The 21,066-nt window shown below is 66.1% G+C and carries 20 protein-coding genes; 10 read left to right on the top strand and 10 right to left on the bottom strand.

All coding sequences use genetic code 11. The features are described from left to right. Positions 1-25 precede the first annotated feature (25 nt). From EUB48_RS18765 to EUB48_RS18720, 10 genes are all read left to right on the top strand, one after another. Positions 26-835 carry an acyl-CoA thioesterase gene (locus EUB48_RS18765; RefSeq protein ID WP_142820607.1) on the top strand — a complete coding sequence of 270 codons (810 nt, stop codon included), beginning with the start codon at positions 26-28 and terminating at the stop codon, positions 833-835. 6 nt (positions 836-841) lie between these two features. After that, a complete protein-coding gene (locus EUB48_RS18760) occupies positions 842-1,585 on the top strand; it encodes an SDR family oxidoreductase (protein WP_142820606.1) in 744 nt (247 codons plus the stop codon). Between the two features lie 73 nt (positions 1,586-1,658). Next, on the top strand, positions 1,659-2,252 hold the full coding sequence (locus EUB48_RS18755) for a 2-hydroxychromene-2-carboxylate isomerase (protein WP_142820605.1): 594 nt from the start codon (positions 1,659-1,661) through the stop codon (positions 2,250-2,252). Then, positions 2,249-3,013 carry an enoyl-CoA hydratase gene (locus EUB48_RS18750; protein WP_142820604.1) on the top strand — a complete coding sequence of 255 codons (765 nt, stop codon included), beginning with the start codon at positions 2,249-2,251 and terminating at the stop codon, positions 3,011-3,013. Before EUB48_RS18755 ends, EUB48_RS18750 begins: the two co-directional genes overlap by 4 nt. Before the next feature lie 71 nt (positions 3,014-3,084). After that, on the top strand, positions 3,085-3,924 hold the full coding sequence (locus tag EUB48_RS18745) for an SDR family oxidoreductase (RefSeq protein WP_142820603.1): 840 nt from the start codon (positions 3,085-3,087) through the stop codon (positions 3,922-3,924). A 139-nt stretch (positions 3,925-4,063) separates the two neighbouring features. Next, positions 4,064-4,450: a YciI family protein gene (locus tag EUB48_RS18740; RefSeq protein ID WP_142820602.1), complete on the top strand. Its 387-nt coding sequence runs from the start codon at positions 4,064-4,066 to the stop codon at positions 4,448-4,450. A gap of 127 nt (positions 4,451-4,577) precedes the next feature. Further along, positions 4,578-5,051 carry a VOC family protein gene (locus tag EUB48_RS18735; protein ID WP_142820601.1) on the top strand — a complete coding sequence of 158 codons (474 nt, stop codon included), beginning with the start codon at positions 4,578-4,580 and terminating at the stop codon, positions 5,049-5,051. 18 nt (positions 5,052-5,069) lie between these two features. After that, entirely contained in the window at positions 5,070-6,377 is a 1,308-nt protein-coding gene (locus tag EUB48_RS18730; protein ID WP_142820600.1) for an RNA polymerase sigma factor, read from the top strand. Further along, positions 6,374-6,655: a MoaD/ThiS family protein gene (locus EUB48_RS18725; RefSeq protein WP_142820599.1), complete on the top strand. Its 282-nt coding sequence runs from the start codon at positions 6,374-6,376 to the stop codon at positions 6,653-6,655. Before EUB48_RS18730 ends, EUB48_RS18725 begins: the two co-directional genes overlap by 4 nt. Positions 6,656-6,686: 31 nt before the next feature. Then, entirely contained in the window at positions 6,687-7,784 is a 1,098-nt protein-coding gene (locus EUB48_RS18720) for a WD40/YVTN/BNR-like repeat-containing protein (RefSeq protein WP_142820597.1), read from the top strand. Positions 7,785-7,802: 18 nt separating this feature from the next. On the opposite strand, the gene EUB48_RS18715 is transcribed toward EUB48_RS18720, so the two are convergent. From EUB48_RS18715 to EUB48_RS18670, 10 genes are all read right to left on the bottom strand, one after another. Then, positions 7,803-8,216 (bottom strand): VOC family protein, encoded by a 414-nt coding sequence (locus EUB48_RS18715; protein ID WP_142820595.1) that lies wholly within the window; start codon positions 8,214-8,216, stop codon positions 7,803-7,805. A 38-nt stretch (positions 8,217-8,254) separates the two neighbouring features. Further along, a complete protein-coding gene (locus EUB48_RS18710; protein WP_142820593.1) occupies positions 8,255-8,680 on the bottom strand; it encodes a YciI family protein in 426 nt (141 codons plus the stop codon). A gap of 270 nt (positions 8,681-8,950) precedes the next feature. Next, positions 8,951-10,333: an alpha,alpha-trehalose-phosphate synthase (UDP-forming) gene (gene otsA / locus EUB48_RS18705; protein WP_142820590.1), complete on the bottom strand. Its 1,383-nt coding sequence runs from the start codon at positions 10,331-10,333 to the stop codon at positions 8,951-8,953. A 10-nt stretch (positions 10,334-10,343) separates the two neighbouring features. Further along, on the bottom strand, positions 10,344-12,191 hold the full coding sequence (locus EUB48_RS18700; protein ID WP_142820588.1) for a glycoside hydrolase family 15 protein: 1,848 nt from the start codon (positions 12,189-12,191) through the stop codon (positions 10,344-10,346). Continuing rightward, positions 12,188-12,925 carry a trehalose-phosphatase gene (gene otsB / locus EUB48_RS18695; RefSeq protein WP_244618267.1) on the bottom strand — a complete coding sequence of 246 codons (738 nt, stop codon included), beginning with the start codon at positions 12,923-12,925 and terminating at the stop codon, positions 12,188-12,190. Before otsB ends, EUB48_RS18700 begins: the two co-directional genes overlap by 4 nt. Before the next feature lie 38 nt (positions 12,926-12,963). Beyond that, positions 12,964-14,427 (bottom strand): heavy metal sensor histidine kinase, encoded by a 1,464-nt coding sequence (locus tag EUB48_RS18690; protein ID WP_142820584.1) that lies wholly within the window; start codon positions 14,425-14,427, stop codon positions 12,964-12,966. Then, the gene (locus EUB48_RS18685) at positions 14,427-15,110 is read right to left on the bottom strand and encodes a heavy metal response regulator transcription factor (RefSeq protein ID WP_077563908.1); all 684 of its coding nucleotides are present in this window, start codon (positions 15,108-15,110) and stop codon (positions 14,427-14,429) included. Before EUB48_RS18685 ends, EUB48_RS18690 begins: the two co-directional genes overlap by 1 nt. A 2-nt stretch (positions 15,111-15,112) precedes the next feature. Further along, positions 15,113-18,295: an efflux RND transporter permease subunit gene (locus EUB48_RS18680; protein WP_142820582.1), complete on the bottom strand. Its 3,183-nt coding sequence runs from the start codon at positions 18,293-18,295 to the stop codon at positions 15,113-15,115. Continuing rightward, positions 18,292-19,482: an efflux RND transporter periplasmic adaptor subunit gene (locus tag EUB48_RS18675; RefSeq protein WP_142820580.1), complete on the bottom strand. Its 1,191-nt coding sequence runs from the start codon at positions 19,480-19,482 to the stop codon at positions 18,292-18,294. Before EUB48_RS18675 ends, EUB48_RS18680 begins: the two co-directional genes overlap by 4 nt. Then, complete coding sequence (locus tag EUB48_RS18670; RefSeq protein ID WP_142820578.1) at positions 19,479-21,029, bottom strand: efflux transporter outer membrane subunit; 1,551 nt, start codon at positions 21,027-21,029, stop codon at positions 19,479-19,481. Before EUB48_RS18670 ends, EUB48_RS18675 begins: the two co-directional genes overlap by 4 nt. Positions 21,030-21,066: the final 37 nt, after the last annotated feature.

Below are 21,066 nucleotides of genomic sequence, written 5' to 3'. Positions count from 1 at the left end.
GGCCTTTGTGATCCAGGAGACAAGCATGAGCCGCCACGCGTTCGATGACGCCATTGCCCTGACAGCCCAGAGCGACGGCAGCTGGCTCGGCCACACCAGCCCGGTCTATGCCAACATGGTCGGGCCGTTTGGCGGCGTCACGGCCGCGCAGGCCATGAATGCCGTGCTGCAGCATCCCCAGCGCCTGGGCGAACCTGTGGCGCTGACCGTGAACTTTGCAGCGGCGCTGGCCGACGGCCCTTTCACCGTGCAGGCGCGGCCCGCGCGCACCAACCGCTCCACCCAGCACTGGGTGATCGAAGTGCTGCAGCAGGGGCAGACCGTGCTCACGGGCACGGCCTTTACCGCGCTGCGCCGCGATACCTGGAGCGCCGATGAGCACACCATGCCGGTCGTGCCGCGGCCGCTGGATGTGCCGCTCCTTGAGCGTGCCGGCCGCGTGGAGTGGATCAACCGCTATGAGATGCGCTTCATGGAGGGTGACTTTCCCGCTGCGTGGGACGGCCGCGACCATGGCATCAGCCGCACCCGGCTCTGGGTTCGCGACAACCCGCCGCGGCCGCTGGACTTTGCGTCGCTCACCGCACTGTCCGATGTATTTTTTCCGCGCATCTGGCGTCGGCGTGCCAGCCCGGTGCCGATCGGCACCGTGTCGATGACGGTGTATTTCCATGCCGATGCGGCCCGGCTGCGGGACGTAGGCACCGGCTACCTGCTCGGCCAGGCGCAAGCCCAGGCGTTCCACCGCGGTTACTTCGACCAGACGGCGCAACTGTGGAACGAGGCCGGCGAGCTGCTGGTCACCACGCACCAGATCGTCTATTACAAGGAGTAGCAAGCCATGAGTACTACGCACCCAGTCGCCTTGATCATCGGCGCGGGTGACGCCACCGGCGGCGCCATCGCGCGGCGCTTTGCACGCGAGGGCTACACCGCCTGCGTGACCCGGCGCAACCTCGACAAGCTGCAGCCGCTGCTCGAGCGCATCCGCGGCGAGGGTGGCACGGCCCACGGCTTTGCCTCGGACGCGCGGCGCGAGGAAGAAGTCGTGGCGCTGGTCGACCAGATCGAATCCGGCATCGGCCCGATCGAGGTGTTGGTGTTCAACATCGGCGCCAACGTGCCGGCCAGCATCCTCGACGAGACCGCGCGCAAATATTTCAAGATCTGGGAGCTGGCCTGCCTGGGCGGCTTCCTGAGTGGGCGCGAAGTGGCCAGGCGCATGGTGGCGCGCGAGGGGTTGGCACACAAGGGCACCATCATCTTCACCGGCGCCACCGCCTCGCTGCGTGGCGGCGCCAACTTTGCCGCCTTTGCCGGCGCCAAACATGCCCTGCGTGCGCTGGCCCAAAGCATGGCGCGCGAACTCGGGCCGCGCGGCATCCATGTGGCGCATGTGGTGGTGGATGGCAGCATCGACACCGAATTCATCCGCGAGAATTTCCCGCAGCGCTATGCCCTCAAGGAGCAGGACGGCATCCTGAACCCGGACCACATCGCGGACAACTACTGGATGCTGCACAGCCAGCCGCGCGATGCCTGGACGCACGAGCTCGATCTGCGGCCGTGGATGGAGACTTTCTGAAACCTTGCGGGACAGACCAAGAAATTGCAGAGCAATTTTTGCTCTGTCCTCAACTGACTAGAAGGAGAAAATCGTGGCCGAAAAGAGTGTCGAATTCTATTTCGATTTCGGCAGTCCGGCGTCCTACCTGGCGTACACGCAATTGCCGGCCTTGTGCCGTGAGACCGGTGCCGCGCTGGTCTGGAAGCCGATGCTGCTGGGCGGCGTGTTCCAGGCCACGGGCAATCATTCGCCGGCGACGATCCCGGCCAAGGGCGCCTACACGTTTACCGACTTCGACCGCTTCGCCAAGCGCTACGGCGTGCCGCTGAAGCAAAACCCCTACTTTCCCATCAACACCCTGACGTTGATGCGCGGCGCGGCGGGTCTGCAGCTGCGCGAGCCCGCGCGTTTTGGTGCCTATGTGGATGCGATCTTTCACGCCATCTGGGTCGATGCGCAGAACCTGAACGACCCGGCCACCGTCGCAGCCGCGCTGCAGGCGGCAGGCTTCGACGCCCCCGCACTGCTGGCGTTGACGCGGGAGCCCGAGGTCAAGGACCGGCTCAAGGCCATGACGCAGGAGGCGATTGACCGCGGCGTGTTCGGCGCGCCCACTTTTTTTGCCGGCGGCCAGATGTTCTGGGGCCAGGACCGGCTCGATTTTGTAAAGGAAGCACTCCTATGAGCGACATACTCACCCACATCGACGCCGGCGTGATGACCCTCACCCTGAACCGGGTGGAGAAAAAGAACTCCATCACCGCCGCCATGTACGGCGCGATGGCCGATGCGCTGGCGCAGGCCGAAGGCGACGCCGCCATCCGCGTCGTGGTGTTGCAGGGCCACGAGACCATCTTCAGCGCGGGCAACGACATTGGCGACTTCCTCAACGCGCCGCCGTCCACGCCTGAGTCACCGGTGTTCCGCTTTCTGCGCGGCATCGCCACCTTCCCCAAGCCCCTGATTGCCGCGGTGTGTGGCCCGGCCGTCGGCATCGGCACCACGATGCTGTTCCACTGCGACCTGGTCTATGCGGGCGACAACGCGGCGTTCTCGATGCCGTTCGTGAACCTGGGCCTGTGTCCCGAGGCCGCGTCGAGCCTGCTGGCGCCGCAGATGCTGGGCTACCACCGTGCCGCCGAGGCCTTGCTGCTGGGCGAGCCCTTTTATGCCGAAGCCGCACTCGACGTCGGGCTGGTGAATCGCGTGGTGCCGCCGACCGAAGCCAACGCCATGGCGCAGGCGCAGGCGCGCAAGCTCGCGGCCAAGCCGATCACGGCCCTGATCGAAACCAAGCGCCTCATGAAGAAGGGCCAGCCCGCCATTCTGATGGAGCGCATGGTGGAAGAGGGCGCGAGTTTTGGCCGCATGCTGCGCGAGCCCGCGGCGCGCGAGGCCTTCACCGCCTTCATGGAAAAGCGCAAGCCCGATTTCTCCAAAGTTTAGATCAAATAGGCCTTTAGCCCTTGTCAGTTCTTAACTGTCAGCTATTGATTTGATAGTTATCAGGAGTCACCATGAACCAAACCGCCAGCCTCAAAGGCAAAACCCTGTTCATCACCGGCGCCTCGCGCGGCATTGGCCTGGCGATCGCCAAACGTGCCGCGGCGGATGGCGCCAACATCGTCGTCATCGCCAAGACCACCGACCCGAACCCCAGGCTGCCGGGCACGATCTACAGTGCGGCCGAAGAGATCAAGGCCGCCGGTGGCCAGGCGCTGCCGCTGGCGGTGGACATCCGCGAGGAAGACGCGGTGCTCGCCGCCGTGGCGAAGGCGGTGGGGGCCTTTGGCGGCATCGACATTCTGGTCAACAACGCCAGCGCCATCAGCCTGACCGACACCGAGCACACGCCAATGAAGCGCTACGACCTGATGAACGGCATCAACGCGCGCGGCACCTACCTGTGTACACAGGCCTGCCTGCCCGAACTCAAGAAATCTGCCGCCGCGGGCCGCAGCCCGCAGGTGCTCACGATGTCGCCGCCATTGAGCATGAAGCCGCACTGGTTTGAGAACCATACCGCCTACACCATGGCCAAGTACGGCATGAGCATGTGCACGCTGGGCCACGCGGGCGAGTTCAAAAAGTATGGCATCGCCGTCAACAGCCTGTGGCCGCGCACCGCGATTGCCACCGCCGCGCTGCAAATGATTCCGGGCGTCGACACCAGGCTGTGCCGCAAGCCCGATATCCTGTCGGATGCGGCGTACCTGATCTTCACCAGCCCGGGCTCCAGCACCGGCAACTTCTTCATCGACGACGTGCTGCTGGCCGCGCACGGTGTGACCGACCTCGAGAAATATTCGGTAACGCCAGGCACGAAGAATTTCATCCCCGATTTTTTTGTGGACTGAGCGGGACCTCCGGCGCCGGCAGCCGCTCGCGTGTTGCGTGTTACAAGTTGAGCCGGTACGACATTGAACGGCGCGGCAGGCCTCGCTATGATGATTGCGCGACCGGGACACGCCCGGGCAAAACACGATCCGGGCCCCCATGACCTACATGCTCCTGATTCTTGAGCCGACCGGCCAGCGGCAAAGCCGCACCGAAGCCGAGGGCCGTGCCGCGTATGACAGCATGGTTCGCTTTGCGGGAAGTCTCAAGGCGCGCGGCGTGCTGCAGGCCACCGGGTCGCTGGCCTCGCATGCCGCGGCCGCCCGGGTGCAGACGAGCGGCGGCAAGCTGCAGGTGCTGGACGGCCCGTTTGCCGAAGCCAAGGAAATGATCGGCGGGTTTTTTCTGATCGACTGCAGCAGTTTCGACGAGGCGGTCGCTATCGCGCGCGAATGCCCGGCGGCGCAGTGGGCCACGGTGGAGGTCCGTGCCCTGGCCCCTTGTTACGACGACAGTGCGGCACGGGTGGCCCGCGTGGGCACATAAGGCCATTGTTCAATCGAGGTTGTCGAGATCGCGGGGCGCCGTTCGTCGTGCATAAAGAGGCCGAAGGCGGCCTCGGGGCCAGGCCGGCATGGTGCGCGGGCCGGCGCGACCACAGGAGAAATGAGCGATGCAAAAAATCACCCCTTGCCTCTGGTTCGACGGCCAGGCCGAAGAGGCCGCCAGTTTCTACGTTTCCGTCTTCAAGAACTCCCGCATCCTGGGCCTGAACCGTTACGGCGAGGGCGCGCCTTTGCCCGCAGGAACCGTGCTGACGGTGCGCTTCGAACTCGACGGACAGGCGTTCGTGGCCCTCAACGGAACGCCGGATTTTCCGTTTTCACCGGCCATCTCGCTGGTGGTCAATTGCGCGTCCCAGTCCGAGGTGGATGACTATTGGCAAAAGCTGTCGGCGCACCAGGAGCGCGAGCAATGCGGCTGGCTGATGGACAAATACGGCGTGTCCTGGCAGATCGTTCCCGTTGCATTGCAGCAGATGCTCGGCAGTGAGGATCCGGCCCGCTCGCAGCGTGTCATGACAGCGCTGATGGCCATGAAAAAGCTCGACATTGCCGCGCTGCAGAGCGCCTATGACGGCCGGTGACGGCAAGGGAGACCCCGGATGCATTCGGCCACGCATCACGCCATCGACGCGGTCTGGCGCATCGAGTCAGCGAAGATCGTGGCCGGCACCCTGCGTCTGGTGCGCGACGTCGGGCTGGCCGAAGAACTGGCGCAGGACGCGCTGGTGGCGGCGCTCGAGCACTGGCCTGCCACAGGCGTGCCGGACAACCCCGGCGCCTGGCTCATGGCCACCGCGAAAAACAAGGCGCTCGACCGCCTGCGCCGCAACAAGGCGCTGGATGTCAGGCTCGAACAGATCGGCCAGGATCTTGAAGCGCAGCAGGCACTGGTCGTGCCGGACTTTGTCGATGCCCTGGATGCCGCGCGTGCCGACGAGATCGGCGATGACCTGCTGCGGCTGATCTTCACGGCCTGCCACCCCGTCCTTTCGGCCGAGGCGCGTGTGGCGCTGACCCTCAGGCTGCTCGGCGGCCTGACCACGCACGAGATTGCGCGTGCCTTCCTGGTGCCCGAACCGACCATCGCGCAGCGCATCGTGCGCGCCAAGCGCACCTTGAGCGAGGCGCGCATGCCGTTCGAGCTGCCGCGCGGCGCCGCCGTGGGCGAGCGGCTGGCCTCGGTGCTCGAAGTGGTCTACCTGATCTTCAACGAAGGCTATACCGCCACCGCGGGCGAGGACTGGATACGCCCCGAACTCACCGATGAGGCGCTGCGTCTGGGCCGCATGCTGGCCGAGCTCGCACCCGGCGAGTCCGAGGTGCACGGTCTGATCGCGCTGATGGAGCTGCAGGCCTCGCGCGGCGCCGCGCGCGTGGATGCGAGCGGTCGCCCGGTGCTGCTGCCTGAGCAGAACCGGGCCCGCTGGGACCGGGTTTTGATCCGGCGCGGCCTGGTGGCGCTCGAACGGGCCGAATCACTGGGAGCATTGGTCGGCCATCCGCTCGGCCCGTATGCGCTGCAGGCGGCGATCGCGGGCTGTCATGCGCGAGCCCACACCGCCGCGCAGACCGATTGGGTGCGCATCGTCGCGCTGTACGACGCGCTCGCGCAGGTCGCGCCCTCGCCCGTGGTGGAACTCAACCGCGCGGTGGCCGTGAGCATGGCCTTCGGACCGGCCGCCGGGCTTGAGATCATCGACACGTTGCGCCGCGAAAAGTCCCTGCAAGGCTACCAGTGGCTGCCCAGCGTGCGCGGCGACCTGCTCGCCAGGATGGGCCGCGCCGACGAGGCGCGCGCCGAGTTCGAGTGCGCGGCGGCGCTGGCGCGCAATGTGCGCGAGCGCGAACTGCTGCTGGAGCGTGCCGAGGGGTTGGCCCCGACAGGGCGCCGGCCGTCACCGTCATGACAGCTGCAACGGTCTGTGTGGAATTCGCCGCCAGCCTGCGCCGGCATGTGAACTGCGCGCCGCAGTCGGTCGCGCCGGGCAGCCTGCGCGCGGTGCTGGAGGCCGCGCTGGCTGCGGCGCCCGAGCTCGCGCATTACGTGTTCGACGACCAGCGCGCTGTGCGCAAACATGTGGCCGTGTTCGTGAACCAGCAGATGGTGCGCGAGCGCATCCATCTCGACCAACTTTTGAGCCCGGGCGACCGGGTGCTGGTGATCCAGGCCCTGACCGGCGGCTGATCGGGCCGCGCTCGCAACGAAAGGAGTCTTCATGAACACATTGCTGACAGGCACCCGCAAGGGCCTGTTCGTGATCCACGGCGAAGGCGCCGACTGGCGCATCGCCTCGCACCACTTCGCCGGAGACCCGGTGACGCAGCTGCTGGCCGATCCGCGCGACGGTGCCTGGTATGCCGCGCTGCGCATGGGGCACTTCGGCGTCAAGTTGCGCAAGAGCATGGATCAGGGGACGAGCTGGCAAGAGATCGCCGCGCCGGCCTTTCCACCCAAGCCCGTGAACGGACCGTGGGCAGATGACGCTACGCCCTGGAACGTGGACCTGATCTGGGCGCTGGCGGCCGGCGGCGCGGACCAGCCCGGCACGCTATGGACCGGCTGCATGCCGGCGGGCCTGTTCAAGTCCGAAGACGGCGGCGCGAGCTGGGCGCTGAACACGGCGCTATGGGAAGAGCCCAAACGCCGGGGCTGGTTTGGCGGCGGCTACGACCATCCGGGCATTCACTCGGTGCTGGTGGATCCGCGCGACGCCCGCCACCTGACCGTGGCCGTCTCCTCGGGCGGTGTCTGGCAAACGCGCGATGGCGGCGCCAGCTGGGCTTTGACCGCGTCCGGCATGAAGGCCGACTACATGCCCGAGGAAAGCGCGTCCGACGAAAACATCCAGGACGTGCACTGCATGGTGCAGTGCGCAGCCCAGCCCGACGCGCTGTGGGTGCAGCACCACTGCGGCATCTACCGCTCCGCCGACGGCGCGCAGACCTGGCAGGCCATTGCTGCGCCAGCGCCCTCGGGCTTCGGCTTCGCCGTGGCCTGCGACCCGCGCGACCCGCAGCGCGCCTGGTTCGCGCCGGCGCAGGCCGACGCCTGCCGTATTCCGGTCGACGGCCGGATGGTCGTGACGCGCACGGACGACGGCGGTGCCACGTTCAAGGTGCTGGCGCAAGGCCTGCCGCAAAGCCATGCCTATCACCTGGTCTACCGCCACGCGCTGGACGTTGCGGATGACGGCCAGACGCTCGCGATGGCCTCCACCACGGGCGGGCTGTGGGTCAGCTTTGACGCGGGCGAGAGCTGGCAAGTCCTGTCACGCGACCTGCCGCCGGTGGCGGTGCTGCGGTTCGTGAGATAGCGCAGCACCGGCCCTGTCTCAAGCCGCCACGATGACCATCCAGCCCACGCCAAAGCGGTCGGCCACCATGCCGAAACGCGGCGAGAAAAAGGTCTTGGCCAGCGGCATCTGCACCTGCCCGCCATCGCCCAGGGCCGCGAACAGCCGGTCGGCCTCGGCTTCGGTGGGCGCGTTCAGTGAGAGCGAAAACCCCTGGAACACCGGTTTACCCAGGCAGCGGCCGTCGGACGCCATCAGGGTGGCCTCGCCAATGCGAAAGCTCGCGTGCATCACCTTGTTCTCGGAGCCGGGCGGGTACATGTCGGGCGGCAGCGGATCCGGGCATTCCTTGACGCGCATGAGCATCGTGATCTCGGCGCCCAGCGCCTTGCGGTAGAACTCGAGCGCTTCTTCGCAGCGGCCATCGAAAAACAGGTAGGGTTGGACTTGCATGACGTTCTCCTTTTCAAGGGGCGGGGGAATTTCGAAGACTACGGCTTGGCGGCGAGCTGCGTGCGCAATCGCGCCTCCTGCCCGCGCAGCTCGGGCGTGAATTCGGCGCCGAAGTCCTCGGCCTCGAACACCTGGCGGATCTCGATCTCGGAGTCTGTGTCGAACGGGTTCGGGCAGCGCCTGACCCATTCAATCGCCTCGTCCAGTGATCTCACCTGCCACAGCCAGAAGCCGGCGATCAGCTCCTTGGTCTCGGCGAAGGGCCCGTCGATCACGCTGCGCTTGGGGCCGGAGAACCTGACGCGCGCGCCCTTGGCGCTGGGGTGCAGACCCTCGCCCGCGAGCATCACGCCGGCCTTCACCAGTTCTTCATTGAACTTGCCCATCTCGCCGAGCAGTCGCTCGCTCGGCATCACGCCGGCCTCTGAATCCCTGGTCGCCCTGACGATGATCATGAATCGCATGGTTGTAACTCCTTGTGTTTTCCGTTGAGGAGCAGGGTCTGTCGAAAGATGGCTCGCCCCTGCTCTGACTGAACGACGAATGGCGTTTGCGGAAATCGACACGCCAGATGTTTTTTTAATCGTTCATCGACTGGAAAACCAGGACTTCGGCGCTCCGGCAGACCATCGGTTTCTTTCGATTACTATGAAAAGTGGAGCTGACTGCGAAGAACCCGTATGGGCCAGGAGCCGATTTCGTTCGAAATCACCTCGGCGTGCTGCCAGGCCAGCCTAGCCGCGCGCCGCCGCGCCAAGCGCCTTCAGAAACGTCATGCGCCACCAGTGCACATCCTGCTCGCGGATATTTTTGAGCAGCGTCTGGTGCCGCGCCTGCCGTTCCTGCAACGGCATCTGCAGCGCGCGCTGGATGGTGTCTGCCATCCCGTCGGTGTCATAAGGATTGACCAGCAGGGCATCCTTGAGCTGTTCGGCGGCACCTGCAAAGCGCGACAGGATCAGCACCCCCGGATCGGCCGGGTCCTGCGCGGCGATGAACTCCTTGGCCACCAGATTCATGCCGTCGCGCAGCGGCGTGACGAGTGCCACGCGGGCCACCCGGTACAGTCCCGGCAGGCGTTTGCGCGCCACGTTGCGGTGCATGTAGCGCACCGGCATCCAGTCCAGTTCTCCAAAATCGCCGTTGATGGCACCGCACAGGCTCTCCAGCTCCTGCAGCAGGTCGGTGTAGGTGTCCATGGCCTCGCGACTCGGTGAGGCGATCTGGATCAGCGTGGCGCTGCGCAGGTTTTCCGGATATTTCTTGAGCAGGGCCTTGAACGCGCGCAGACGCTGCGGCAGGCCTTTGGAGTAGTCGAGCCGCTCCACACCCAGCAGCAGCTGGCGCCGCGAGTATTCGTCCTTCATGCGCTCGTACATCTCGCGCGCGTCCTTGCCGTGCGTGAGTGCAGCGAACTCATCGACGTCGATGCCGATCGGGAAGGCCCCTGCCTGCACCGTGCGGCCAAAGGCCTTGTAATAGTTGTCGCCCAAATCCTCGGCACCGGCCTCGGCCCGCACGTAGCGCGAGAAGTTTTCCAGGTCGGCCTCGCTCTGGAAGCCGACCAGGTCGTAGGCAAACAGGGCGTGCATCAGCCATTCGTGTTGGGGAATGGCTGCCAGCAGCTGTTGCGGCGGCAGCGGCACGTGCAGGAAAAAGCCGATGCGCTGGGTCGCGCCCAGGGCGCGCAACTCGTCCGCCAGGGGGATCAGGTGGTAGTCGTGCACCCAGATGATGTCGTCGGGCCGCAGCAGCGTCAGCAACTGGCGTGCAAACAGCCGGTTCACACGCCGATACGCGCCAAAGTAGCCGGCATCAAAGCGTGCCAGGTCGAGCCGGTAGTGAAACACGGGCCACAGCACACTGTTGCTGTAGCCCAGGTAGTAATCGGCGTGGTCTTCGGCGCATAAATCCACCGTGGCCAGCGTGACGGTGCCGGCCTTTTGCTGGTGCAATTCGCCTTCGCCGGGCGCGCCGCCTTCGATCACGGTGCCGCTCCAGCCGAACCAGAGTCCGCCCGCGGTATTCAGGGCGTCGCCCAGTGCGACGGCGAGGCCGCCCGCCGCCGCCTTGCGCGGGTCGGCGACGCGGTTGGAAACAACGACAAGGCGGCTCATGGCGTGATCCTCATATCTGGGAGTCCCACGGTGCCGACAGGCGCACCGCCGCGTTGATGATGCCGACCATCGAGTAGGTCTGCGGAAAGTTGCCCCACATTTCACCCGTGACCGGGTGCGTGTCTTCAGACAGCAGTCCCAGATGGTTGCGTGCGGCCAGCATGGTTGAAAAAATTTCGCGCGCCTGCTCTTTGCGGCCAATGCGCGCAAGTGCATCAACGCGCCAGAAGGTGCAGATGTTGAAGGCCGTCTCCGGCTTGCCGAAATCGTCAGGGGCTTCGTAGCGGCGCATGTAGGGGCCATCGCACAAATGGGTTTCCAGCGCATCGACGGTGGCGATGAAGCGCGGGTCTTTCGGATCGATGAAGCCGACCTCGGTCATCAACAGCACACTGGCGTCCAGGCTGCGCCCGCCAAAACTCTCCGCAAAGGCCTGGCGCTCTTCGCTCCACGCCTCGCGCAAGATTCGCTCTCGCATGCGCCGTGCGTGGCCCCGCCAATGGGTTGCCCGCCTCTTTTGCGCCAGCACCTCGGCGATTTTTGCGAGCCGGTCGCAGGCGGCCCAGCACATCAGCGCGGACGAGGTGTGGACGCGGGCGCGCGAGCGCAGCTCCCACATGCCGGCGTCGGGTTTGTCGTAGGTGCGTATCGCCTGCTCGCCGACTTCTTCGAGCCGCTTGAACTGGGCCAGTCCCGCGCGGTGCAGCAGCCGGTGGTCATGAAAGGCCTGTGCTGCGCCCAGCACCACGTTGCCGTAAACGTCATGCTGAAAGTGTTGCTGCGCCTGGTTGCCCACGCGCACCGGCCCCATGCCGCGGTAGCCGGCCAGATGCTCCATCACGACTTCAGGCAACTCGCGCTCCAGGCCAATGCCGTACAGCGGCTGGATGTGGCCGCCCCGGGCCTGCACCACCACGTTGCCGAGCCAGCCCAGGTAGTCTTCCATGGTGCCGACTTCCGACAGGCTGTTCAGGGCGCGCACCACGAAGAAGGCATCGCGCAGCCAGCAGTAGCGGTAGTCCCAGTTGCGCTGGCTGCCGGGCGCCTCGGGAATACTGGTGGTCATGGCGGCCACGATGGCGCCCGTGTCCTCGAACAGCGACAGCTTGAGCGTGATCGCCGCGCGGATCACCGCCTCCTGCCACTCCAGTGGAATGCTCAGGCGCTGGCTCCACTGGCGCCAGTAAGCCAGCGTCTCCAGCTCGAACAGCCGCGCGGTGTCGGCGATGCCATCGGTCAGCGATTCATCGGCGCCTAGCAAAAAGTTGAGTTCGCGTGTCAGCACAAAGGGCTGCCGGGACAGAACGTGGGACAGCGGCGCGTCGGTGTTCAGGCGCAGCGTCAACTCATGGCCCACGTAGCGCAGATGGTTGCTGCCCTGGGTGATCAGGGGTTCTCGCCGGCCCCAGTCGAAACGCACGTCCAGCGCGACGCGAATGCGCGGTGCGCCGTTCAGAGGCCGCACCCGGCGCACCAGTGTCATGGGCCGGAAAAAGCGCGCCCGGCTGTAAAAGCGCGGTGCAAAGTCGGTGACCTCGATGCCATGCCCGCTCTTGTCGAACAACTGGGTACGCAGCACCGCGGTGTTGGGATCGTAGAACTGCTTTGATTCGGCAAAATCCTCGATCTCGATGGCAAAGGCGCCGGGTTGGGCGCCAGTGGGTGAGGCGCCTTTGCCCGTGTCCGGCTGCAGCAGGGCGTTGAACACCGGGTCACCATCGAAACGCGGCAGACAGCACCAGACGATGCGGGCCCTGGCATCAATCAGGGCGCTGAAGGCGCAGTTGCCAATGACCCCCATGGCGAGCGAGGGTTCGGCGGGCGGCGCAAAGCGCGCAGCGTCGGGCGGGGCTGTCATGGGCTGGTCCTTCCGGTGAGGTCTTGTGCTGCGCGCTGCAGCCATTGCCGCAGTGCGACCGGCGACAGACAGCGGTAGCGGGCTCGCGTTGCGCCTTCGCCCACCTTGATGCCGCAGCCACCCATCCGTTGCACCGCCGAAAATCCGTCTTCATCGGTGATATCGTCGCCGGCAAAAAGCGGCAGGCGGCCCGCGAACGGCGCTTGCGCCATGAAGTCTTCAATGGCGGTGCCCTTGCTGGCGCCCGCCGGCTTGATTTCATGCACATATTTACCGTGCAGCAATTCCAGGCCCACGGTGCTGCGGACGACCTCGTCCATGGCCTGCCGGCACACCGCTTCCATCTCGGGTGCATGGCGATAGTGCAGGGCGACGGCGGCGGTCTTGATTTCGACACGCAGACCGGGATGGCGCTGGGCCAGCGTGTTGACCCGGCAAATCACGGCTTGCAGGTCGGGAGACGCCATGCGGATGATTTCACCGGAGATGAGGCGGCGCTGCGCGCCGTGCTCGGCCACCGAGGGCAGCCGCAGGGGTGCGAGAAAACCATCCAGGTCCGTGAGTGGGCGCCCTGACACGATGGCCAGCGCCCCATTCAACCGGGCGGCCAGCTGCGTCAAGGTGGGGACCAGATCCGCGGCGACCTGTACGGCATCGGGTTGCGGCGCGAGCTCGGCCAGCGTGCCGTCGAAGTCGAGAAAAAGCGCGCTCTGCGCGCCGATGGGCGGCAACAAGCAGGAGCATTCCGGCAGTGGAGAACTCGAAGACTGCATCACATAACCATAGCAGATCCCCGCGCAAACCCGTGTAGGCCGGTTGCCCGTTTTGCCGGCGGGCGACGCTGGTCAGGCAGCTCGGGGGGCGTCACCGGGACACTGAAGCCGATGGTGGTAATGCCCTCCGCGCACGAGGCCGTCACGCTGCCGCCGTGCATGCTCGCGACCGCCTTGACGATGGCCAGGCCCAGGCCGTGCCCGTGGTGTTCTCCCTGGGGCTGGCGCGCCGCGTCGACCCGGTAGAAGCGGTCGAACAGGCGCAGCAAATGAGCCGGCGCAATGGGCTCGCCAGGATTCGAGACCGTGACCCAGATCGACGACAGTTGTTGCTGGATGGTTACGAGCAGGCGCGCGCCGGCGCTGGAATGTTCGATCGCGTTTTGCAGCAGATTCGACATGGCGCGGCGGAACAGCGCGGTTTCGATCATGGCCTCGGCCGCCACATCGCCCTCGATGCTGACGGTCGCGCCCATGTCGTCGAGCACGAACTCGAAGAACTCGGTGGTCTTGCGCACTTCCTGCGCGATCGGCGTGCGCACCAGGCCGGTGGCCGCTTCGCCCTGGTCGGCGCGCGCCAGGAACAGCATGTCGTTGATGATCGAGCGCACCCGCTCGAGCTCCTCGAGGTTCGATTGCAGCACTTCCTGGAACTGCCCCGCCGTGCGCTGGCGCGACAGGGCGACCTGGGTGCCACCGATCAGGTTGGTCAGCGGCGTGCGCAGTTCGTGGGCCACGTCGGCATTGAAGGACTCGAGCTGCCGATACGCATCCTGCTGGCGGCTCAGCGCGCCGTTGAAGGCCGCGGCCAGCTGCGACAACTCGGCCGGCAACTGCGACACATTCAGCCGTTGCGAGAGCGGCTTTGGGCGCAGCGCCTGGGCCTCCCGGGACAGCTGCACCAGAGGTCGCAGCCCGACCCGTGCGATCCAGTAGCCGATCAGCATGACCCCCAGCACCGCGCTCAGCGAGAGTACGGCCAGCGCGGCCAGAAAAGTGTCCAGCGTACGGGCGTAGGAGGCCGAGTCGACGCCGACGATCAGCCGCACGGCCGGACGGTCCTGCAGGGCGGCGATGCTGGCCGACAGGGTGTGTATCGGGTGCACCTGTTGCGGCATCAGGATGCTGCCGCGGCCATCGGGCTCGCGGTTCATGTGCTCGATCTCGGCCAGGCCGCGGCCGTACTGGTAGCGCGGGTCGTCGCTCAACACCCAGAAACGCACACTGCCGTCGGCCGGCGTCAGGGTGTCCATCTTGGCGCGCACGCGCGCCCAGCGATCCATGTCGCCGGTGCGCTCGATGGAGTACTGCAGGTTTTGCAGGTTGGTCTTGAGTTCGTCCTGCTCATGGCGCGCCAGTTCGCGCTCGAGAACGCCATACAGGGCCGCACCGATCAGCGCAAAGGTGACCAGCGCCGCGAACGCGAACATGACGATCAGCCGCACGGTGATGGAGCGCCGCATCACACCACGTCCTCCTCCCGCGGCTCGAGCACGTAGCCCATGCCGCGGATGGTGTGCAGCAGCTTGGGCGAGAACGGCGCGTCGATCTTGGCGCGCAGGCGCTTGATGGCGACCTCGACCACATTCGTGTTGCTGTCGAAATTCATGTCCCACACCAATTCGGCAATCGCGGTCTTGGACAGGATCTCGCCCTGGCGCCTCGCCAGTACGGCGAGCAGCGCAAATTCCTTGGCGGTCAGGTTGATGCGCACATGGCCGCGCCAGGCCTTGCGTGCCATCAGGTCGATCTGCAGGTCGGCAATCTTCAGCAGCGCCGGCTCCTGCGCGCGGCCGCGCCGCGTGAGGGCCTGCAGCCGGGCCAGCAGTTCCAGGAACGAGAACGGTTTGACGAGGTAGTCGTCGGCTCCGTCGTGCAGCCCCTTGATGCGGTCTTCCACCTGGTCGCGCGCGGTCAGCATGATGACCGGCGTCTGTTTGAGCGCGCGCACGGTGCGCAGCACCGAGAAGCCGTCGAGGCCGGGCAGCATCACGTCGAGCACGATGACGTCGTAGTCGTGCGCCAGCGCCAGGTGCTGGCCGTCGATGCCGTTGTAGGCCAGATCGACGGTGCAGCCCTGTTCGGCCAGGCCCTTTTGCAGATAGTCGGCGGTCTTGGGCTCGTCTTCGACGATCAGGATCTTCATGGTCAATGCGTGCCTACGACCACCGGTGGCTTGGGCTCGCCCCCAAGGCCCGCCTTGCGCGCCTTGCGCGCTTCCTTGCGGCGGGTATACCAGTAGTGGGCGCGGTCCAGGTACAGGTAGATCACGGGCGTCGTGAACAGGGTCATGGCCTGCGACAGGATCAGCCCGCCGACCATCGCATAGCCCAGCGGGCGGCGCAGCTCGGAGCCGGCGCCGGTGCCCAGCATCAGGGGCAGGCCGGCCAGCATCGCGCACATCGTCGTCATCATGATCGGACGAAAGCGCAGCAGGCACGCCTGGTAGATCGCCTCGCGTGGCTCCAGCCCCTGCTCGCGCTCGGCCGTGAGCGCGAAGTCGACCAGCATGATGCCGTTCTTCTTGACGATGCCGATCAGAAGAATGATGCCAATCAGGGCGATCACGCTGAGGTCGTAGCCACCCAGACGCAGAATCAGCAGCGCGCCAAGCCCCGCCGGGGGCAACGTGGACAGGATGGTCAGCGGGTGAATGAAGCTCTCGTAGAGCAGGCCCAGCACGATGTACACCGCGATCAGCGCTGCCGCGATCAGGTACGGTTGGGTGGAGAGTGAGTCGGTGAAGGCCTTGGCCGTTCCCTGGAACCCGCCCGACAGTGTCGCCGGCACACGCATCTCCACCTGCGCTTTGGCGATCGCTGTGACCGCCTGGCCCAGCGCCACGTTGGGGGCGAGGTTGAACGAGATCGTCACCGCCGGGAACTGGCCCTGATGGTTGATCGTCAGGTACGCCGTCTTGCTGGTGTCGATCTTGATGAAGGCCGACAACGGCACCTGCTGCCCGGTCAGCGGCGAGGTCAGGTACAGCTTGTCGAACAGCGACGGGTCCTGTTGCAGTGCGGGCGTAACTTCCAGGATCACATGGTAGCTGTTGGTCTGGGTGAAATATTGCGCGACCTGGCGCTGGCCGATCGCGTCGTTCAGCGTCGAGTCGATCAGTGCCGGCGAGATGCCGAAACTGGCGGCCCGCGCCCGGTCGATGGTCAACACCGCAGCTGCGGCCTGGTTTTGCTGGTCGGTGGCCACGTCGACGAGTTCGGGCAGCTTGCGCAGGCCTTCGAGCACGCGCGGCGCCCAGCTGTTGAGTTCGTCCAGGCTGGTGTCCGTCAGCGTGTATTGATATTGGGTGCGTGACAGCCGGCCGCCGACGTTGATGTCCTGCGGCGCCTGCAGAAACAGCCGAATGCCCTCCAGCTTCTCCAGCTTCGGGCGCAGCCGCGCAATGATCTGGTCGGCGGAGGCGGTGCGGCCCTCGTCGCGGGGCCGCAGGGCGATGAACAGGCGTCCCGTATTGGCGGTACCGCCGTTGCCACCGGTGAACATGCCGAAGCCGCTCACATCGGGGTCCGCGCGCACGACATCGGCCGCCTGCGTCATGCGTCGCCACATCGCGGCGGGTGAGGCGTCCTGGCCGCTCTCGGCAATGGCGAAGAGGGCGCCGGTATCCTGCTGTGGAAAGAAGCCCTTGGGGCTGAACACGAACATCAGCACGGTCAGCGCCAGCGTCATGAGGAACACGCACAGCGTGATGAACTCGTGCCTGAGCACCTTGTCGAGCCCGCGCCGGTACCCGGCCAGCAGGGCATTGAAGCCGCCGTCGAACAGCCGGTACAGACGGCCATGCTGCTTGGCGTGGCTGTCGGTGAGAAAGCGCGAGCACAGCATCGGCGTGAGCGTCAGAGACACCAGCACCGAGATCACGATGGTCATCGTCACCGTAACGGCGAACTCGCGGAACAAGCGCCCGACGATGCCACCCATGAACAGCAGCGGGATGAACACCGCCACCAGCGAGACCGAAATCGACATGATCGTGAATCCGATCTCCGCCGAACCCTGGAGGGCCGCCGCCATCGGTTTCATCCCCTTTTCGATGTGACGGTAGATGTTCTCCAGCATCACGATGGCGTCGTCGATGATGAAGCCGATCGAGATGGTCAACGCCATCAGCGACAGGTTGTCCAGGCTGTATCCCAGAAGGTACATCCCGGCGGCCGTGCCCAGCAGCGCCAGCGGCACCGTCAGGCCCGGGATCACGGTGGCCGGTACGCTCAGCAGGAACATGAAGATCACCCCGATGACCGCTGCAATGGTGATCAGCAGCGTTTTCTCGACCTCGTCTACCGACGCGCGAATGTTCTGCGTGCGGTCGACCAGGATGTTGACCGAGATAGAGGGTGGAATCGCCGCCTGCAGCCGGGGCAGCGCCGCCTTGATGCGCTCCACCGTGTCGATCACGTTGGCTCCCGGCTCCTTGTCGATGAACAGCACCAGCCCGCGGCCGTTTTGCAAGGTGCTGGCGGCGGGCGCCGCCGCGCCCGCGTAAGCCCAGGCGGCGGAAGTCACGTCTTCGGGCCCCGCAACGGCCACGCCGATGTCGCGCACGCGCACCGGCGCGCCATGACGGTAGGCCAGCACAATGTCGTTCCACGGACCGGCATGAAGCACCTGGTCGTTGGTGTAAACGGCGAAGCTCTGATGTTGGCCGTTGATGCTGCCAGTGGGCTGGCTGACGGTCGCGGTAGCGATGGCGCTGCGCACGTCCTCGATGCTCATGCCCAGGGCGGCCAGCTTGACCGGATCGACCTGGACGCGCACCGACGGTTTCTGCGCGCCGCCGATGTTGACCTGACCGACTCCCTGAATCTGCGAGATCTGCTGCGCCAGGATCGTGTCCGCGTACTCGTTCACCTGCGTCATCGGCAACGAGTCGGACTGCACTGCCAGCACCAGGATCGAAAAGTTACCCGGATTGATCTGGCGCAAGGTGGGCGGGCTTGGCAGATTCGACGGCAACTGGCCGCTGGCCGCCGTGATGGCCGTCTGCACGTCGAGCGCGGCTGCGTCAATATTGCGGCTCAAATCGAACTGCAGCGTGATCTGCGTGGTGCCCTGGGAGCTGCTCGAAGTCATCTGCGACAGGCTGGAGATAAGCGCGAACTTGCGCTCCAGCGGCTGGGCGACGCTGGAGGCCATGGTCTCGGGATTTGCACCGGGCAGATTGGCGGTGACCTGAATCGTCGGGAAGTCCACCTGCGGCAGGGACGACACCGGCAGTAGCGGAAACACCGCCGCGCCGATCAGAAATATCGCCAGCGCCAGCAGCGTCGTGCCGATCGGGCGCTTGATGAAGACGGCGGAAACGCTCACCGGCTTCCTCCCGCGGCGCTAGCCCCACCCATCGCTGTGGATGCGGACACTGGCGCGCCAGCGACCCTGGTGCCGGAGGTGATCTTGTACTGTCCGTCGAGCACAACGCGCTCGCCCGCCGTCAGACCCGCATCGACGATGGCCGTGCCGTCCTGGATCAGGGCCACCTTGATCGATTGCATTCGAACCGTGTCGTCGGCATTCACGACATAGGCATACGTGCCTTCCTGGTTGCGCTGCACCACGGCGGCTGGAACCGTGATGGCGTTTTCACGCTCACCCAGCACGAGGTGTGCGTTGAGATACTGACCCGGCCAGAGCTTGTGCGTCGGGTTCGCGAAGCGACCCTTGACTTGCACGGTGCCATTGCTGGTGTCGATCTGGTTGTTGACCAGGACGAGCTCGCCGGTGGCGAGCAAGGTCTGGTCGTCGCGCGTGAACACCTGCACTTTCAGGGGTTGTCGGCTCGCCTGCTGCGCGCGGTGGATGCCCTGCACGGCCTCTCCCGGCAGCGTGAAGACGACCGCGATCGGGTCAATCTGGTTGATCACGACCAGGCCGTTGACATCGCTCGTGTGCACGATGTTGCCCGGGTCCACCAGCCGTGCCCCGACCCGTCCACTGATCGGGGCGACGATTGTCGTGAAACTGAGTTGCACCTGAGCGGATTTGATCAGCGCGTCATCGACCTTGACGGCCGCATCGAGCTGTGCGACCAGGGTCTTTTGCGTGTCGAACTGCTGCTGCGTGGCGGCATCCTGCGCGAGCAAGGTGGTGTAACGCTTCAGATCGAGCCGGGCGTTGGCCAACTGCGCCTGATCCTTGGCCTTCTGGGCCTGTGCCTGCTGCAATTGGGCCTGCTGGGTGCGCGGGTCCAGCTGTGCCAGCATCTGACCCGCCTTGACGTCCTGGCCTTCGGTGAACCCGACGCGCTCGAGCTGGCCGTCAATCTGGGCTTTCACGGTCACGCTGGCCAGCGGGGTCACGGTGCCGACGCCGGCCTGGTAGATCGGCATAGCGTGTTGTTGAACCCGGGCCAGGGTAACGTTCACCGGCGGCGCGGCCGGCTCCGGCGGCTTTGCCGAACGGGCGTCGCGGTCAAGGCCGAGCGTGGCCACGCCAGCGAGCACGAGCAGGAAGGCCGCGGTCAGCAGAATCGGGCGGCGTTGAAAAAAAGGGGATTTCATGGCTTCAGTTTCCGGAGCTCGGAGTTCAATAGATTGGCGTTGGCAACCTGCGGGACTGCGCCGGGGGCTTGGCGGGCGGTGGAGGCCACGGGTGCACTGTTTGCAGGCGTGGCGTCCCAGCCACCCCCCGTGGCCGTAATCAACGCCACGCTGGCGACCAGCTGGCGCCCGCGCAATTGCACCGCGCCGCGCTGGTTTGTCAGCGACAGCGTCTGCGCCGTGACCACGCTCAGGTAGCTCGCCGTGCCCGCGCGGTACTGCGCCAGCGCCAGTCGCTCGGCCAGCTGCGAGGCCTGCACCGCCTGGTCCTGCAACACCACTTCATGATCCAGCACGCGCAGCAGCGCCAGATTGTCTTCCACCTGCTGCAAGCTGTTGAGCACCGTTTGCTTGTATTGCGCCACCGATACGTCGTAGGCCGCCAGTGCCTGCGCGTTCCGGGCTTTGCGCAGCCCGCCGTCAAATAGCGTCTGGGCGAGCGCCGCGCCGAGCGACCAGACCCGGCTCGGTGTGTTGAACAGCGTGGCGAAGCTGGCGCTGCTGTAGCCACCGCTGGCGCTCAGCATCAGCGACGGGAAGTAGGCGGCCTTGGCCACGCCGATGTTGGCATTCGCCAGTGCGACCCGGCGTTCGGCCCCGGCGATGTCGGGGCGGCGCTCCAGCAGCTCGGAGGGCAAGCCCGTTGGAATCGCCGGCAAGTGCGTGCCCAGCTGGTCCATGGTGGCCGCCGTCGCCGGCAGCGCAAAGGCGGCCGGCGGCTTGCCGGTCAGGATTGCGATGGCGTGCTCGAGCTGGCTGCGCTGCGCCTGCAGATCGACGCCCTGGGCCTGCGCCGTCCTGAGCTGGCTCTCGGCCAGCGCCACGTCCGAGCGCAGCGCCACGCCCACCGCGTACTGGCTTTGCGCCAGCTGCAGTGCGCGCGTGTAGGCCTCGGTCGTGACGGCATACAAATCGATCAGCAGGTCGGTGACGCGCAGTTGCAGGTAGTCCTGCGCCAGCGCGGCCTGGATGCTCAGGCGGGCCGCCGCGAGGTCGTCGGCGCTGGCCTGGACCCCGGCATTGCCCGCTTCCACGGCGCGCCGCACGCTGCCCCACACATCGGGTTCCCAGCTCGCGCCCACGCCGATGCTGGGGAAGGTGCCTTCCTTGATGCCGCCGGAATTGCTCAGGGCCCGGGTGACCCCCGCATTCACGCCCACGGCAGGCCACAAGCCGGCGCGCGCGGCATCGGCCAGCGCACGCGCCTGCCGGTACTGGGCCTCGGCCTGGGCGATGTTCTGGTTCGCCTGGTTGGCCTGCTGCATCAAGTGGTCAAGGGTGCTGTCGCGATAGGCCTGCCACCACGGGTGCCGGCTGTCGATGGCTTGCGGCTCGGCCGTCTTCCAGGGGCCGCTCTCTTTGTAAGCGGCCGGGATGTCGATGGTGGGGCGCACGTAGTCGGGGCCGACGGCGGAGCAGCTGGCCAGCAGTGCCGCCAGCGCGGCAACCGCCAGCCGGCTGGGGAGCCGTGCCGCAGGTCGGGGGGATCGTCTGTCAGAAGGAGTCATGGCCTCTGGGGATTCGTGCGATGGGTCGGGCATGCGG

It is taken from the genome of Rhodoferax sediminis (assembly GCF_006970865.1).
GTDB classification, from domain to species: Bacteria; Pseudomonadota; Gammaproteobacteria; order Burkholderiales; family Burkholderiaceae_C; genus Rhodoferax_A; species Rhodoferax_A sediminis.
The sequence above is the reverse complement of the archived record's forward strand: the minus strand, read 5'-3'. Positions and strand labels throughout refer to the sequence as shown.